Annotated in this window: 13 protein-coding genes; 4 read left to right on the forward strand and 9 right to left on the reverse strand. The window is 46.1% G+C overall.

From position 1 onward, the window contains the following. Window positions 1-68 precede the first annotated feature (68 nt). The 3 genes from IPJ71_08335 to recN are packed head-to-tail and all read left to right on the forward strand — an operon-like array spanning window position 69 to window position 4,759. A complete protein-coding gene (locus tag IPJ71_08335; protein ID MBK7843686.1) occupies window positions 69-2,141 on the forward strand; it encodes a M3 family metallopeptidase in 2,073 nt (690 codons plus the stop codon). Window positions 2,142-2,145: 4 nt separating this feature from the next. Beyond that, a complete protein-coding gene (locus tag IPJ71_08340; GenBank protein ID MBK7843687.1) occupies window positions 2,146-3,036 on the forward strand; it encodes an NAD(+)/NADH kinase in 891 nt (296 codons plus the stop codon). Window positions 3,037-3,049: 13 nt separating this feature from the next. Next, on the forward strand, window positions 3,050-4,759 hold the full coding sequence (gene recN / locus IPJ71_08345) for a DNA repair protein RecN (protein ID MBK7843688.1): 1,710 nt from the start codon (window positions 3,050-3,052) through the stop codon (window positions 4,757-4,759). A gap of 16 nt (window positions 4,760-4,775) precedes the next feature. Here the strand turns inward: recN and IPJ71_08350 are convergent, their stop codons facing one another. From IPJ71_08350 to IPJ71_08370, 5 genes are all read right to left on the reverse strand, one after another. Next, on the reverse strand, window positions 4,776-4,949 hold the full coding sequence (locus IPJ71_08350; protein MBK7843689.1) for a hypothetical protein: 174 nt from the start codon (window positions 4,947-4,949) through the stop codon (window positions 4,776-4,778). 550 nt (window positions 4,950-5,499) lie between these two features. After that, window positions 5,500-6,219 (reverse strand): UDP-2,3-diacylglucosamine diphosphatase, encoded by a 720-nt coding sequence (locus IPJ71_08355; GenBank protein MBK7843690.1) that lies wholly within the window; start codon window positions 6,217-6,219, stop codon window positions 5,500-5,502. Window positions 6,220-6,256: 37 nt separating this feature from the next. Then, on the reverse strand, window positions 6,257-7,780 hold the full coding sequence (gene ftsZ / locus IPJ71_08360) for a cell division protein FtsZ (GenBank protein MBK7843691.1): 1,524 nt from the start codon (window positions 7,778-7,780) through the stop codon (window positions 6,257-6,259). A 21-nt stretch (window positions 7,781-7,801) separates the two neighbouring features. Continuing rightward, entirely contained in the window at window positions 7,802-9,055 is a 1,254-nt protein-coding gene (ftsA, locus tag IPJ71_08365; GenBank protein MBK7843692.1) for a cell division protein FtsA, read from the reverse strand. Window positions 9,056-9,194: 139 nt separating this feature from the next. Beyond that, entirely contained in the window at window positions 9,195-9,944 is a 750-nt protein-coding gene (locus IPJ71_08370; GenBank protein MBK7843693.1) for an FtsQ-type POTRA domain-containing protein, read from the reverse strand. 223 nt (window positions 9,945-10,167) lie between these two features. On the opposite strand from IPJ71_08370, the gene IPJ71_08375 reads away from it, so the two are divergent. Beyond that, complete coding sequence (locus IPJ71_08375; GenBank protein ID MBK7843694.1) at window positions 10,168-11,070, forward strand: hypothetical protein; 903 nt, start codon at window positions 10,168-10,170, stop codon at window positions 11,068-11,070. An 84-nt stretch (window positions 11,071-11,154) separates the two neighbouring features. Here the strand turns inward: IPJ71_08375 and murB are convergent, their stop codons facing one another. The 4 genes from murB to ftsW are packed head-to-tail and all read right to left on the reverse strand — an operon-like array spanning window position 11,155 to window position 15,708. Continuing rightward, on the reverse strand, window positions 11,155-12,066 hold the full coding sequence (gene murB / locus IPJ71_08380; protein MBK7843695.1) for a UDP-N-acetylmuramate dehydrogenase: 912 nt from the start codon (window positions 12,064-12,066) through the stop codon (window positions 11,155-11,157). Beyond that, a complete protein-coding gene (locus IPJ71_08385; GenBank protein ID MBK7843696.1) occupies window positions 12,063-13,448 on the reverse strand; it encodes a UDP-N-acetylmuramate--L-alanine ligase in 1,386 nt (461 codons plus the stop codon). Before IPJ71_08385 ends, murB begins: the two co-directional genes overlap by 4 nt. Then, entirely contained in the window at window positions 13,445-14,566 is a 1,122-nt protein-coding gene (gene murG / locus IPJ71_08390) for an undecaprenyldiphospho-muramoylpentapeptide beta-N-acetylglucosaminyltransferase (GenBank protein MBK7843697.1), read from the reverse strand. Before murG ends, IPJ71_08385 begins: the two co-directional genes overlap by 4 nt. Before the next feature lie 17 nt (window positions 14,567-14,583). Further along, entirely contained in the window at window positions 14,584-15,708 is a 1,125-nt protein-coding gene (ftsW, locus tag IPJ71_08395) for a putative lipid II flippase FtsW (protein ID MBK7843698.1), read from the reverse strand. Window positions 15,709-15,813 lie beyond the last annotated feature (105 nt).

Consider the following 15,813-nt stretch of genomic DNA (forward strand, 5'->3'; position numbering starts at 1 on the left):
TTTTCACCCTCAGTCGCCAATCTAGAGTGGCACTTGCTCCTTTCTAAATGAAGGAGTAGGTTGAGACAATGAGCAAGAAAAATACGAATCCAAATGAAAGTTTGACCAATCCTCTTCTGAAGCGATCCGAGATTAGGCATTGCGCCATTCCTTTTCCGGAGATAAAGGCTGGACATTTTCTTCCGGCCCTCAAGGAGAGCATAGCCGAGGCTAAATCTCAGATTGAGAAGGTTCGCGATCGAAACGAGCCACCGACTTTCTCAAATACAATCGAAGCCTTAGAATTGATTGGCGACAATGTCGATCTGACTTCGTCTATTTTTTACAACCTCCTCAACGCCGATACAAGTGACGAACTACAGGCTTTGGCTGAAAAAATTGGGCCCCAGCTTTCAAATTACTCCAGCGATATTTTGCTCGATTCTAAACTCTTTGAGAGGGTAAAAGAAGTCTATGAAATGCAAAAAGGGCTGTCTCAGAGTGATCTTACAATTGAGCAGCAAACTCTTCTGGAGAACACTTATCTTGACTTTACGAGGAATGGCGCACTCCTGACAGCTCCCCAAAAGGAAAAACTTCGCGCAATAGACGAAGACTTGTCGAAGCTTTCTCCTCAATTTAATGAGAATGTTCTCAAAGCAACCATGAGTTTTGAACTACATATTGTTGATGAAAAGGAGTTAGATGGGTTGCCAGAGTCATCTATCGATGCAGCCGCATACGCTGCGAAAGAAAAGGGCAAAACTGGATGGCTCATCACTCTCGATGCTCCAAGCCTTGTTCCCTTTTTAAAGTATTCTAGCCGCCGCGAGCACCGTGAAACTGTCTGGCGGGCCTATCATTCCCGTTGCAATGGGGGGACCTTTGACAATTTGGAACTCATCAAAAAAATTGTAAATTTGAGGTTCGAAAGAGCAGTCCTCCTTGGGTACAAGACTCACGCCGACTTCGTGTTACGTCGACGTATGGCGAAGAGCTCAGAAAGGGTTCATCAGTTCCTCGACAAACTTCTTAAGGCATCAAAGTCGGCAGCAGAAAAGGAATTGGCCAATGTTACGTCTCTGGCCCTTAATATGGGTGGTCCCGCTCAGCTGATGCCATGGGATTTCTCTTACTATGCCGAAAAGTATAAGATCTCCCTTTTTGATTTTAATGAGGAGCAACTTCGTCCTTATTTTCAGCTGGAAAGGGTTATCAAAGGGGTTTTCGAACATGCCCGTCTCCTCTACGGCCTGCAATTTAAAGAGACAGTAGAATTCCCCGTTTACCACAAAGATGTAAAGGTGTTTGAAGTCAGCAAAGAGAGAACTGGAGAGTTCATGGGACTTTTCTACGCTGATTTTTTTCCTCGTCCCACCAAGAAAGGTGGAGCCTGGATGACCAATTATTATCAACAGGGAATGTTCGAGAACAAGATGATGCGCCCACACGTTGGAATTGTGTGCAACTTTACAAAACCCACAAAGAAAAAGCCCAGTTTGCTTAGCCTTGATGAAGTTGAAACGCTCTTTCATGAATTCGGCCATGCGCTTCATTCTCTTCTCTCACGCTGCCACTACAGAAGCATTTCTGGAACCAATGTTTTTTGGGATTTTGTCGAGCTTCCATCACAAATTATGGAAAATTGGGTCTCCGAAAAGCAGGCTCTTGATCTTTTTGCCGTTCATTACGAAACGGGGGATAAAATGCCAGAGATCTTTTCAAAAAAGATCAAGGACTCTGTCAAATTTTTGGCCGGATTCAATTCCCTTCGCCAATTGAATTTTTGTATTTTGGATTTTTCGTGGCATGACCTTGACCCCAGAAATATATCAGACGTAAGCCAACATGAAGAAGCAGCGACAGCGAAATGTCGACTTTTGCCTCATATAAAGGGCTCCCTCTCTTCAACCTCCTTTTCGCACATATTTGGCGGTGGTTATTCGGCGGGCTACTATTCTTATAAATGGGCAGAGGTGCTAGACGCAGATGCCTTTGAGTATTTCAAAGAAAAGGGCTTATTCGACTCCACCGTCAGTGAGCTTTTCGAAAAAAATATTCTTTCTAAAGGAGGAAGCGAAGATCCCATGGAACTTTATAAGCGCTTTCGAGGACGTGAACCGGACCCAAACGCTCTCCTTCGTAAGCTTGGATTGATTTAGAAGTATGGCAAACAATTTGAAACCCAACAGCAAGAAGATTGAAAGTGTCCTGATTGTCTACAGACAGGGAACCACAAAGGCCCGCAAAGTTGCAATTGAATTGGTTTCTTGGTTGAAGGCAAAGGGAAGACAGATATACGGAACCCAGGATCAGAATTGGCCCGAAGATGTGAACATTGCAGCGACCTCAAACTTAGACACAATTGATCTCGTTGTTGTGCTTGGAGGAGACGGAACCTACCTCGAAGCCGTGAGGCTCTTGCAAGGCAGGAAAGTACCAATTTTAGGAGTTAACATGGGATCCTTGGGATTTCTAACTGAAACTCGCCTCGAAACCTTGTATGAAAATCTAGAGTTAACTCTTGCTGGCAAAATGGAAATGCGCCCCAGGTCTATGATTCAAGTAGCCACCCAACAAGAGAATAAAGTCATCACTCAGCGCACAGCCCTCAACGACATTGTAATCGAACGTGGTGGTGGAGGGCACATGATCACATTATCAACCTATTGCGAAAACCGCCATGTTTGTGACTACAAGGCGGATGGGCTCATCATCGCAACGCCCACAGGATCGACGGCTTACAACTTGGCCTCTGGTGGTCCCATCCTCCACCCAGAGGTCAGATCGCTGGTCGTCACCCCTATTTGTCCTCACAGTCTGACAAATCGACCCATCATTTTTCCTGATGATAAAATTCTCACCTTTAAGATCAAGAAGGGGCGTCACGACGCCGTGCTTACCGTCGATGGGCAATTTGTTTGCAATCTCACTCATTTAGATGAGGTTTCCGTTCGAAGGGATGCCTGCGATCATTTTGTTTTGCGCCGCCCAAGTCATAACTATTTTGACCTTCTCCGTGAGAAGTTAAATTTTGGCTCGCGGGCGGTCTTCTGATCTAGGAGTTAGAATGCTAGTCGAACTGAAGGTCTCAAACTTCGCAATAATTGGATCTCTTAGCTTACAGTTCCAGCCTGGATTAAATATTCTCAGCGGTGAAACGGGGGCCGGAAAATCAATTTTACTTAAAAGCCTCGCTTTATTGATGGGCGATAAGTCCCACGCTGATAGCGTACGAAGTGGAGCCGAGTTCGCCACAATCGAAGGAGCCTTTGACCTCGAAGACCGATCCGACGTCATAGATCGCCTGCATGAACTCGGAATTGACACCTCCGACGATCAGCTCGTCATTCGACGGCTGATTTCACCGCAGGGACGCAGCAGAGTCTATTTAAATGGCGGCCTTACGGCTCTAAATAGTTTGAGAGAAATTGTTACTCCCTTGCTTGAAGTGAATGGCCATTATGGAGCCCCCTTAATTGAAATGACGGGACAGCATGACAATCGTCACCTCTATTCAAAGTCCTACCATCTTGATATTTTAGATCGCTTTGCTGGAACTTGGGAATTGAGAAAGGAAGTCCAAACCAAATATGGTGAGCTGAAGGCCATAAGTCAGCGTTTCCAAGAATTTAAAGAGGATCGTCTCAAAAGAGATGAACGCCTCAGTTTTTTGACCTTCCAAAGAGATGAACTCTCTCAATTAAATATTGAGCCGGGAGAGGAGGACGAATTACAATCTCGATTTAATCGCGCTAAGAATTCCAACCGGCTCGCTGACTTCTGCTCACAAAGTGAAGAGAGCCTCTATGGCGATGACGATTCAGTTTTAGTTCGAATCCATCGAGTTTTGCAAAGGGGTCAGGAAATTTGTGCCATCGATGAACACTTGATTAAAAAGCTCGAACCTCTCCAGTCGGCGAAAGCTCTTATTGAAGAGGCCGTTTATGAATTCCGCGAATATGGGCGCAGCCTTGAAATCGAACCGGGAGAACTTCAAAATCTTGAGGAACGAATTTCGCATTGTCGCCGACTCATGAAAAAATATGGGGGAAACGTTGCCCACCTCATCGAGAAACTCACCCAGGTCGTGTCTGAAATTAATTCCCTAGAGAATTTTGATGAGTCTCTGGCAAAATTTGAACAGAAGGAAAGGGAGCTGACCGTGGCTCTCAGGATCCTCGCAGAAGAACTTCATGCCAAGAGAGTTAAGGCGAGTGTTCCCTTGAGCAAACAAGTCAACAAGGAGCTCTTTGATCTTAATATGAAGGGAGTTTTATTTGGAGTCAGTATAGCTCAACTCCCAAAGCCCAGCCCAACGGGTATCAGCGACGTTGAATTCACGACCTCATCTGGGGCCAACGACGGACCTCGACCGCTGGCAAAATTTGCCAGCGGCGGTGAACTCAGTCGGATACTTCTCGCTCTCAAAAGAGTTGTAGGGCTTTCTGATCTTCCCCGGACCTACCTGTTTGACGAAGTCGACGCTGGAGTCAGCGGCATGACCGCTGAAAAAGTGGGAAGAAAACTAAAATCCATTGCAAAGGGCCAACAGATCATTTGTGTCACACACCTTCCTCAAGTGGCGGCCTTTGCTGACCATCACTTTTTCATCCATAAAAGTCCTGGAAAAGCAAAGATAGAAGTAGAAGTCAAATATTTGGACAAGAGTGACGACAGGATAGGAGAAATTGCACGTCTTATCTCGGGCGAGAAGATAACCAAAACGAGTCGAGACCACGCCCGCCAATTGCTGCAAGATTCAGAAGCATCGATTTGAAACTTGTCTCTTGAGACTATCGAATCGAAGACAATGAAGAAAAAATAAATCTCAAAACTATCTCCAAAGGAGCTGCACTCCCTTGAGTGATGCTTGCCATAAACAAGAAGGTTGCCAGCGCTGTAATCAAGAATATGACTTTCTCTTCCCTTTTGATCACTGCTATTTTCGACCAGCCTATCTTTTCCATTTGTTTCTCTCCAAAATCAAAAAAAAAGGCCTCACTCAGGGGAGTGAGAGAGGCCTGGGGTATGGGGTGCTTAGACCGAAAGAGGGGCAACTCTGAATCGGCCTATGAACTGAATCAACACGGGGTAGTTGAAGATTCAGTTATGGGTTTCAAAATTAACAATCATCATATCTTTCCTATTCCAAGATACGTACCAACCCAGGGGAGCTCTCAATGACAGAAGGAGCTCAAGCCCATCGCATGATGTCTAATTTTTAGTGAATCAATTTGAGAAAATTTAATTTTTGCTAACGAATTCAGGCCCCTGCACTCAGTGACTAGAATTTGGACAGGAGTAATGGCACTGCCTAGTGAATGATCAAAAGGATTTTGAATTTCACTCCAACATATTGGATTTCAACGAAAAAACTGAAATGCCCGACCCCTCACTTCACTGTTAAAAATCGATACAGAGTCACCGGGGCAACAACCACTCATATGACCAACCAAGCTCTTGCTCAGGTCCTACTCCATCGATCTGCGAATTCAATGGAATTCCGTCTGAGCTCCGTTAATTCGATATTTTCAAAACTTGGGGACTCTCAAGCCAGCTTCCCAAGTTAAACAGATGAATAACACCACCAGGCAATGTTATCTGTTTGTCTTCCTTTACATGCAAATGACCGGCTATGAGAATATCAAAAGGGCGCTCAGAGAAGGTCCTGACCGCATGACTGAACATCTTTTGTTTTGCCAGAAGATCGCATTGTCGCCTCACTTGACCTGTGTACTGACGGCTCTTTCGACTGGCTTTCTCACCAATCTTTACAATTATTTTGCCGGAAAGATGGTAAGCCAACCATTTTAAAACAGGGGTTCTCAAAAACCAGCGCAAAAAAATATATCCTTTGTCTTCGGGATCCATTTGATCACCATGCTCTAGCCGGAGGACCAATCCATCCAAGGTAAAATAGCACGGACCGGAGTGGACCACTACCCCGAGCTGATTCTGCCAATAATCTCTCAAATAAAGATCGTGATTCCCCTCAAAATAGTGCAATTCGATACCCGCGCTCTGAAGGCGTTGAAATTGCTCAATGATAGGGCGAAAGCGGTCAACAAAATAAGAATGATGGGCGATCCATAAATCAAAGATATCCCCCAAAAGAAAAAGGTGGGTGCATTCTTCTCTTCCCACCAGACGACCTAAAAAATTCAAAAATATTCTGGTCCGCTCATCATCTGGATCAACGAGATGAAGATCAGAAATAAACAAGGCCTTAATGCTCAAGGGAAACCCAAATCATGAGGAGCAGGATTTCAAATCCCTAAATGCCATCACTGTTCTGCTCATCTGAGTGCTGCTTTTTGCGCAGATAGGATGGAACCTCCAATGTCTCAGAATCAAATGGAGAGCGAGCCATCTCTCGCGCCAAGCGCCTCGCCGCAGCCAAAGCATCTCCTTCATCTTCGACATCCATACTTAACTGTTCCGGCTGATGAGAGGGATTTTTCGCCTGACTCTCACGATAGGCCTTGGCTTTAGCAAGAAGAATATCGCGAGGCAACCGCGGTCTTTCTGTGCCTTCTAAATCGCCTCCAGAATTCGTCTGAGCCTCTGCGCTCTGACTCTGATCAAGCCCCTCATCCTCTGAAAGTGGAGTCAGTTTTTCAATTCTTTCCTCAGGAAGAGCCGGTGGCGCTTGTTGCGACTGATGCCACGCAGTTGAGGCCTGAGATCTCATCTCGACTTCAGCACTCACTGAGACTTGTGCTATGGTGCGAGATTCCATCTGATCCATCAGTCTTTGCCCCATTGCATTCACCTGGTTAACCTGGGCTTCTGCTAAGGCTTGCAGGCGCATAATTTGGTCCGAGACAATTGTAGTTTGATTGTCCTCGCCAAAGCCTGTCGCAATAACTGTAACTCTCACCTCATCGCCCATTTCTTCATCAATGACAGCTCCAAAAATAATTTCTGCATCTTCATGGGCAGCTTCTGTAATGAGAGTCGAAGCCTCATTTACCTCCCAAAGAGTCAAATTCGAGCCGCCGGTAACATTGATAATGATTCCGGTGGCTCCATCAATTGCAATGTTCTCAAGAAGCGGAGAAGAAATCGCCGCTGTCGCCGCCTCAACCGCACGATTCTCCCCAAGCGCAACTCCGGAACCCATGATCGCCATGCCTTTGGCAGCCATGACCGTGCGGATATCAGCAAAGTCCAGGTTGATCAAACCACGTATATTTATCAGATCAGAAATGCCCTTCACAGCCTGTAACAATACATGATCAGCTTTTTTAAAGGTCTCTAGTAGGGGCGTCTTTTCGCTCGAAACAGAAAGTAACTTCTGGTTTGGAATCACAATGAGAGTATCAACGTTTTCCTTAAGTTCCTGAATTCCAAGGTCCGCGTGACGTTTGCGCTTTTTGCCCTCAAAAAAGAAGGGGCGGGTCACCACGCCAATTGTCAATGCTCCCAATTCCTTGGCAATCTTTGCCACAATGGGAGCCCCACCTGTACCTGTTCCTCCACCCATTCCTGCGGTGACAAAAACCATGTCGGCACCATCAAGAGTCTCTACAATATCATTGTAAGATTCGATCGCCGCACGTTTACCAATTTCAGGATTAGCTCCAGCACCTAGTCCCTTAGTGAGCTCCGACCCCAAATTAATTTTCTTTTCCGCCCGATTCGCAGAAAGAGCCTGACGGTCAGTATTAGCAACGACAAACTCAACGCCCGTCAGACCACCTTCGATCATCGTCTGAACGGCATTGTTGCCTCCACCTCCGACACCTATAACCTTAATGCAAGCTCCGACGCTGGTGTTTTCTTCGAGTTCAAACATAACCCCTCCCATGGAGCCATCCTAAAAAACGCTCACAAAATAATCTTTAATTTTTTTTGTTACATCTGCAAAAGAAACGTTCGTCTTGACCGCGACCGCCACCTCTGTTGCCCTGTGCTTTTCCTGTCTCAATCCGTAAAGAACAAGACCAACTCCGGTTGCAAAGCTCGCACAACGAACCACATCCGTCAGACCGCCAACTCGATCAGGAGCACCTTTACGAACCGGCACATCAAAAATAAAATCGCCCATTTCCACCAAACCTGGTAATAGGCTCCCGCCACCGGTTAGAATCAGTCCGGACCCTATTTTTTTAAAGAAATCCATTTTAGATAATTCAGTCCGCAAAAGCTGCAAAGTTTCCTCGGCTCTTGCTTCGACGACTTCGCACAACTCTCGACGAGGAAGACTTCGGGACTTTCGCCCACCTACGGCCTCCACTTCGATTGCCTCTTCAGCGGGCACCAATTCTGCCAAAGCACAACCATATTTTCTTTTGAGATTTTCAGCGCTCATTTGAGTCGTCCGCAAACCCATCGCAACATCGTGAGTAAAATTATTACCCCCGACAGGAATCACTGCGGTGTGAGCGACACTACCCTGGACAAAACTGACCATATCGCAGGTTCCACCACCAATATCAATGACGGTACATCCAAGACTCTTTTCATCTTCAGTGGCAACAGCAAGTGCTGAAGCCAACTGCTGCAATACCAATCCCCGAACCTGAAGCCCCGCCCTTTCGGTACATTTAATTGCATTTTGAACGGCCGATGCATTGCCCGTAATGATGTGCACAGACGTCTCTAATCTGACTCCTGACATACCAATAGGATCGCTGATTCCGTCTTGGCCATCAATCTTATAATCTTTGGGAAGCACATGGAGAACCTGTCTGTCCGTGGGAATTACGATCGCCTTGGCGGCCTCAATCACTCTATCAATATCATCGGCTGTGACCTCATGGTGTCGTATCGCCACCATTCCACTTGAATCGAAAGACTCGATGTGAGTACCGCCAATACTCAACCAAACCTCCGACGAAACTGACATGCCGGACATCAGCTCTGCTTCTTCACGAGCTTTCTTTATCGCCTCGACAGTCGCCTCAATATTGATAACTATGCCCTGGCGCATACCCGGGTTGGCAGCAACTCCAACTCCAACAATGTCCAACCCGCCAGAAACCCCCACCACACCAACGACACAAGCCACCTTTGTCGTACCGATATCAAGACCGGTCACAACATGGCTCTTCTTAGTCACTTTTGCCATAAGTCCTCAATGCTGCGTTCACTCTGTTGCTAAAACCTTCAACTGCCACAGTTAAGCAGTGCTACTCCCGCACTAGACTATGTTTATAACACCTGCGACTGTTTGAAAGAAACCCAGACTAATGAATTATTCTCACAAACTAAGGTTGATTACGCAGCCTGACAACAACTTTCTTGGAGAATCTGGCGTCAATGACGCGTCCGTCAATCTGATGTTCGGTTAGATAGTTCAACACTTGCTCTACGTGACTCAGCTTAATTCTTGGAATGCTATCGCCAATCAGCACCCGAATCCCTTTTTGTCTTAAAATAAAATGGAATCCCTCCTTGGGGAGAAAGTGTATTTCAGATATTGAGGCAACACTGATCAACCCCTGTGGAGGAATTTGCGCAATTAGGCTCACAGCTTTGGAACGCATTTCTGATTTCTTGAAAAATTCGGATCCCCTCAAATAAGGAAGATCCGGCGCCTCTTCAGGAGGCAGGTCCGGCAGCAAACTGGCATCGTTGGCCACTGGATACACTCTGCCACGGTTATCTACCAAGCCCAACACGGGATCGCGAGGTCGAATTTGCACAAGAATGCCGTCCAGAAATCGGCGAGAAACAGAGGCGCGTTTCACTCGCGAATCCTTCTCTGCAAGAGAGCGAAGATCCTGAATGGATACTTCCCACAACTTCTTGCCATTAAATAATTGGTACTTTTTCCTTAAATCTCCCTGAATTCTCTGAAACAGAACATCCTGACCACTGACTGGATCCATCTCAATCTCTATTTGCTCAATACCAAACCAAGGGCCCTGGATTGCCCAATAGGTACCAACTCCCATTGTCGAGGCAATCAAAAATCCTGCTGTACCGCTCAACAACTTCCTCGACCATTTAGCCACTTTTCCCGTCCTTGTCTCAAAATGAACCATTGAGAGAATTGTTACTCATTATACGCAATAGGATCGAGCACTGGCGATTCATTTTACTGAAACTCGACTTTGATTTACCTAAGAAATCTAATGGGTTCGGAGAAAATAAGGAATTATTTCAATTTATAACGCAACTATCCGTTCGCGGTCGGGCTTCAATCCTGTGTCCCTTTAAATCTAAACGGAGGAATTTATGAAAACGGAATACTTGGAAAAACTAAGATTGCTTGCGGTTGTCGGACTTGCCGTGTGTATCAACGGATGCGGAAAAAAAATCAACCAAAGTCAACTCGATGAATCCTTTGAGTTAACTGCTGAATCCGCCATCACTTCTATCAGCGGATCAGTTGATGACCAAAACGGAATCGGATACACGTCACTTAACTTGCAGCACAAGACGTTTGTTCAATCCATACAAGAGTCCTTGCTTCCAAAAGCCTTTGCAGCAACTTGTTCGCGGGCCTTCTCTGAATCCTGTGTCAGTGGGGTAAAAACTGCCACCTATTCGGATTGTGATATCTCTGGAACTGCTTTGAGCATTGATGGTTCCGTCTCACTTTCCTATTCTGACTCCACATGTGGCATCGGCGCTGTTGGAGATTCGGTTAATAGAACCTACGATTTTAGAATAATTGGACCTCGCAATGGAGAACTACGAGTGTTCAGTTCCGCCCTTTCTGATTATCGTGGAACTTCAATTTCTGGTGGAGGTAAACTCACAAAAACATCAGATGGCTGGGATCTTGAAATCCTCGGAAAAAACAATGAACTGAGTCGTGGAAACAAACTTTTTATGAGTCATTCTATCCGAACTTTAACACCCATCCATATCACTGGAGGTTTAGATCGAGCCAGCCGACTGGTGAACGGCGGTGAACTAGAAGTCAATCACAACCTGGCAAAATACACCGCGATATTTACTCCAAATAATCTCCAATACAGTTCTACTTGCTGCCACCCAATATCCGGAAGCCTATCAGTAAACTACTCTGGTAGCATTTCTTCCTCCGGATCCATCACTTTCGAAGGCTGTGGCTCTGCCACCATCTCGCAAGACGGAAAGGAAAGAGCCATCTCACTCAGTTTCTGCGAATAGATTCATTTTTCCGTTTTACCTGTCATACCAAAGACTCTGCTCAATATGAGCAGAGTCTTTCCCTCAAAAGATCCAACAAAACTCCTAAGGCCAATCGCCTAAATAAACAACCTCAGTAGATAAAAGAACTCCCGTCTTGACCATCACTCCTTGCTTAACCTGTTGGATGACAGAGTGAATATCCTTGGCGTTTGCTCCCCCAATGTTCACAATAAAGTTGGCGTGTTTTTCAGATACCCTGGCTCCGCCGACCGTGAACCCCTTAAACCCGCACTCATCAATCAAGGCCCCTGCTGCCTTTTCACCAGGCGGATTCACAAATACAGAACCCCCGCTCGGGAGGTCGAGAGGCTGTTTGGAAAGTCTTGTCCGATTCACTTCCTTTACGAGAAGAGGAATATTCTCATCGGGCAGATTTGGCCACGCAATACCGACTCTCGTTATCACACCAGGCTGCCAACCACTGCTGTGACGATAGGACCAAACAATATCACTTGCTGGCTTTGTCACTCTCAAGGGTTTGCCTCCCTCCATCCTTATCACTTCAACCCATTCCACAATCTCACAAAACTCGCGAGGAATCCGCTTTTCACTCACTCCGGCATTCATCGCAACGCCACCCCCGACATCTCCAGGAAGACCCGATAGGAACAATGCAGGTGCAAGCCGACGTTGAAGAAAAAATCTCAACAGTTGAGATTTATGAGTTCCAGCCATCACTGTTAATCGCCAATTGCCCGCGGATTCCTTTGCATCTATTCCTGCAAGAAGTCGCATTGATAAAACCAAACCAGATACACCTTCATCGCTCACCAAAACATTGCTGCCACCACCTAAGACCGTGAGGGGTTGATTATTTTGATGGGCCCACGCTAAAATCCATTCCAACTCTTCGATGGTGCGAGGCGATCCAAAAAACTCCGCCTTGCCTCCAACTCGCCAGGAAGTAAGCGGAGCCAGTTCAACTCCCTTTGTTACGAGTCCCTCGGTGTTCACGCTTTCTCACCAATCAATGATTTGCGAACCTTCTCGCCAAATTTCCAAACATCTCCAGCTCCCAAAGTCACAAAGACATCTCCTGGCTTTAAAAAACCAAGAACCTCCCTCTGAGAATCTGCTGAAGTGATGTCAAGACATCTAACATTTGTGATTTCGATCTGCTGAGCCAAAAGATGCGAGGAAATTCCCTCGATCGGCGCTTCTCCCGCAGCGTAGATATCCGCAAGAAAGAGGGAATCTGCATCTCGAAAACAAATCAGGAATTGCTCCCAGCACAGCTGGGTCCGAGAGTAGCGATGGGGTTGAAAAAGTACGACAATTCGTCTCTCTGGAAACTTTTCCTTAAATGCCGATAAAACAGCACGCACTTCTGTCGGATGATGACCGTAATCATCATAAAAGGATATGGACTTGCATTCTCCCATCTTTTGAAATCTTCGATCGACCCCTTGAAAACCGCTGATCCCTTTGGCGCAAACTTCAAAGTCCAATCCCGCAGCCAATCCAGCCAACACAGCCGCCAAAGCGTTCAGCGCATTATGACGTCCCGGCATTGGAACGCTCAGCTTACCCAGAATGGCGCCTGAAGTTTTCACCACATATTCTCCATTCTCACCTTCAAGAACAAAATCGTTCTCCAAATTAAAACCATAGTGCAAAGTTCTTTTCGGAAAATCAGAAAAAACTTCTCGAATTTTTGGATCATCTCCACAAAGAATGACCGAACCAAAAAATGGGACTCGCGAGGCAAAATCGAAAAATGCATTTTTTAAACTTCCGAAATCTTTATAGTAGTCCAGGTGATCATTGTCGATATTTGTGATAATCACAATTTCTGGGGAGAGACGATTGAAACTCCCATCCGACTCATCGGCCTCAGCTATTAAGAACTCTCCCTGCCCCAGTTGAGCCGTCGATTTAATGACATCAAGGCGCCCTCCCACTACGATGGTAGGGTCAACCTCCCCTGCCAAAAAAACAGAGGCCGTCATACTCGTGGTCGTCGTCTTTCCGTGTGTGCCCGCGATAGCGATGCCTCGCTTCAAGCGCATCATCTCGGCGAGAGCCTCAGCTCTTGGAATCAAAGGAATTCCCTTGCGTCGCGCCTCGCGGTACTCTGGATTATGGGATTTGATTGCGCCCGAATAAACGACAACTTCGGCATCGCCAACTTGCTCGGGTCGCTGTCCAATAAAAACCAAAACACCCATTTCTCGAAGTCGCATCGTCTGGTTGTTCTCAGCCGAATCACTTCCCGATACCCGCGCCCCCATATTATGAAGGAGCTCCGCCAGACCGCACATACCTATCCCGCCAACACCGATAAAATGCACTTTGGCATTGGTCAATTTTTGAGAACGAATTCGAATTTCATTCATTGTTGTTTCCCTGAAATTTCATTGATAAGAATTTGGGCAATTTCATCAGCCGCGTGAGCGTGATAAAGTTTTCCCATGTTTCTTGATAATTCTGCGCATTTTTGGGGATTTGCTCTTAAGTTCAATAGCAATTCACGAAAGCATTCTGGACTAAAGTCCCGCTGAAGAACCATCACCGCCGCATCCTTATTAACCGCGGCTTCAGCGTTTCGCTGCTGGTGATTGTCAGAAGCGAATGGAAATGGAATGAGAATGGCCGCTTTCTCGGCCGCCGCCAACTCTGAAATTGTGCTGGCTCCAGCACGACAAATAATCAAATCCGCCCACCTATATTCTTTGAATATCTCCGGGAGATATTCTCTCACGCTAACCCTCGCGCCCTTCGCTTGATATCGTTCTTTGATGGAGGAATAATCCAGCGATCCCGTCTGGTGAATAAAATCAAAATCTCGTAACCACTCTTCTCCTGAAGTCAATGCTTCGCAAACGGTATTATTAATACCTCTCGCGCCCTGACTACCCCCAAAGATGAGAACCCTCATTGGACTTGAAAAATTTCGCGAAGGCACTGCCTCAGATCCGAAACTCCTGAGATTTTCAATTTCCTGCCGAATAGGAAGACCAACAATCTGAATCCTTTTTCTCTTTTTTTCGAAAATGGCTTTTGCCTCTTCAAAACCGACCAAGGCAAGCTTAACCCAATTCACCAACAGCCGATTGGCCAAGCCTGGAAAAGCATTTGGCTCCCAAATGACAGTGAAAAAACCAAGTAAAGCCCCCGTAAATAGAATCGGAGCCGAAACAAAACCTCCCACTCCAATAATAATAAGAGGCCTATATTTGAGTAAAAGAAAAAGGCTGACAACAAACGAAATCGGCAAACTGACCAATGTTTTCAAGCGTTCAGCAAGGCCCACGTTGTGATTGAGTTTTCCTATGGGAACCAAATGAAGAGGAAACCCCTGTTCAGGAATAATCTTCGATTCCAGTCCACCCCGAGAGCCCACAAAATGAATCTGGAGATCAGGGGCCATCTCTCTCAAACTGTGTGCGATCGCCAGTGCCGGGTAAATGTGACCGCCAGTGCCCCCTCCCGCAATAAATACTGCTTTTCTCATATGATCAAAAGTAATCCCTAAGGTTTCAAACGAGACAGAACGCCAAATTTAAGCCTCTTGTTCATTCTGTCGATGTTTAGTAGCCAGCCAAAACCAAGACAAGTTGTCACCAAGGAACTTCCTCCATAACTCAGGAAAGGCAACGTAAGACCCTTCGTCGGCAAAAGTCCCAGCACCACTCCAACATTAATAAACACCGATAAGCCAAAAATCAAAATCCAACCCAAAGCCGCCGCCCGAGAAAATGAGTCCTGGGCTCTGACAGAAATCTGAATCCCCTTAAAAACCAAAACGCCATACAAAAGAAGAACAGCAACAAAGCCCACGTAACCTGTTTCTTCTCCCAAAACGGCGAGGGTAAAATCCGTGTGAGCCTCGGGGAGAAAAAAAAGTTTTCCTTGTCCCTGACCCAAACCCTCCCCCCAGAGTCCACCATTCGAAAAGGCCAGCATGCTCTGAATAACCTGAAAACCCTTTTGAGATGGATCTGACCAAGGATCCAAAAAAGCTCGAATTCTCGCAGCTCGGTAGGGCACCTGAAGAACCAAAAAATAAAAAGCTGGAAGAACCAAGCAGAGGCCCGCAATGATGTATCTCCACCTTAGTCCAAAAACAAACAGCATAAGGAAAATCACAGTCATGCAAATTGCAAAGGTGCCAAAATCAGGTTGCCTCAATAGCAACATGAGAGGAACCCCTAGAAACAAATATCGCAACAGCCACTGGCTTCCGCTCAGAGATTTTTGAGATCGAGAGATAAAGGTGGCCATCAGAAAGGGAAGTAGGAGTTTGATAGCCTCGGCTGGCTCAAATCTTTGATCAAATGGAAGCCTGACCCAACGCTGAGCACCCCCCGCCTTGATTCCAAATTCGGGAATAAATGTAAGAACCAAAGAAAAAATGGCTGCCAACCAAAATAAGGCAGTCCAGTTCCTTAACCACTGGAGTGGCATTTTAAATCCAACAAAGATTGCAAGAACCCCAAGCAATGAAAACAGCAACTGCCGTCGAAAAATATACAACCCGTCGCCGTATTTCTCCATCGCAAAGATAAAAGATGCGCTGTAAATCTGAACTAAGCCTAGCCCTAGAAAGAAAAAAACAATGAGCAATAGTCCTTTGTCAATTTCCCATTTTGCCACATTCTCCCCCACTATTACCACCGGAGTGTATCATAATCCCGGACAATCTCGTAGTTCCTCAGAGATAAATCCAGAAAACCCCACCCCCCCTCCATGGCATAAAAA

The organism is Bdellovibrionales bacterium (genome assembly GCA_016714165.1).
Lineage (GTDB): Bacteria > Bdellovibrionota > Bdellovibrionia > Bdellovibrionales > UBA1609 > JADJVA01.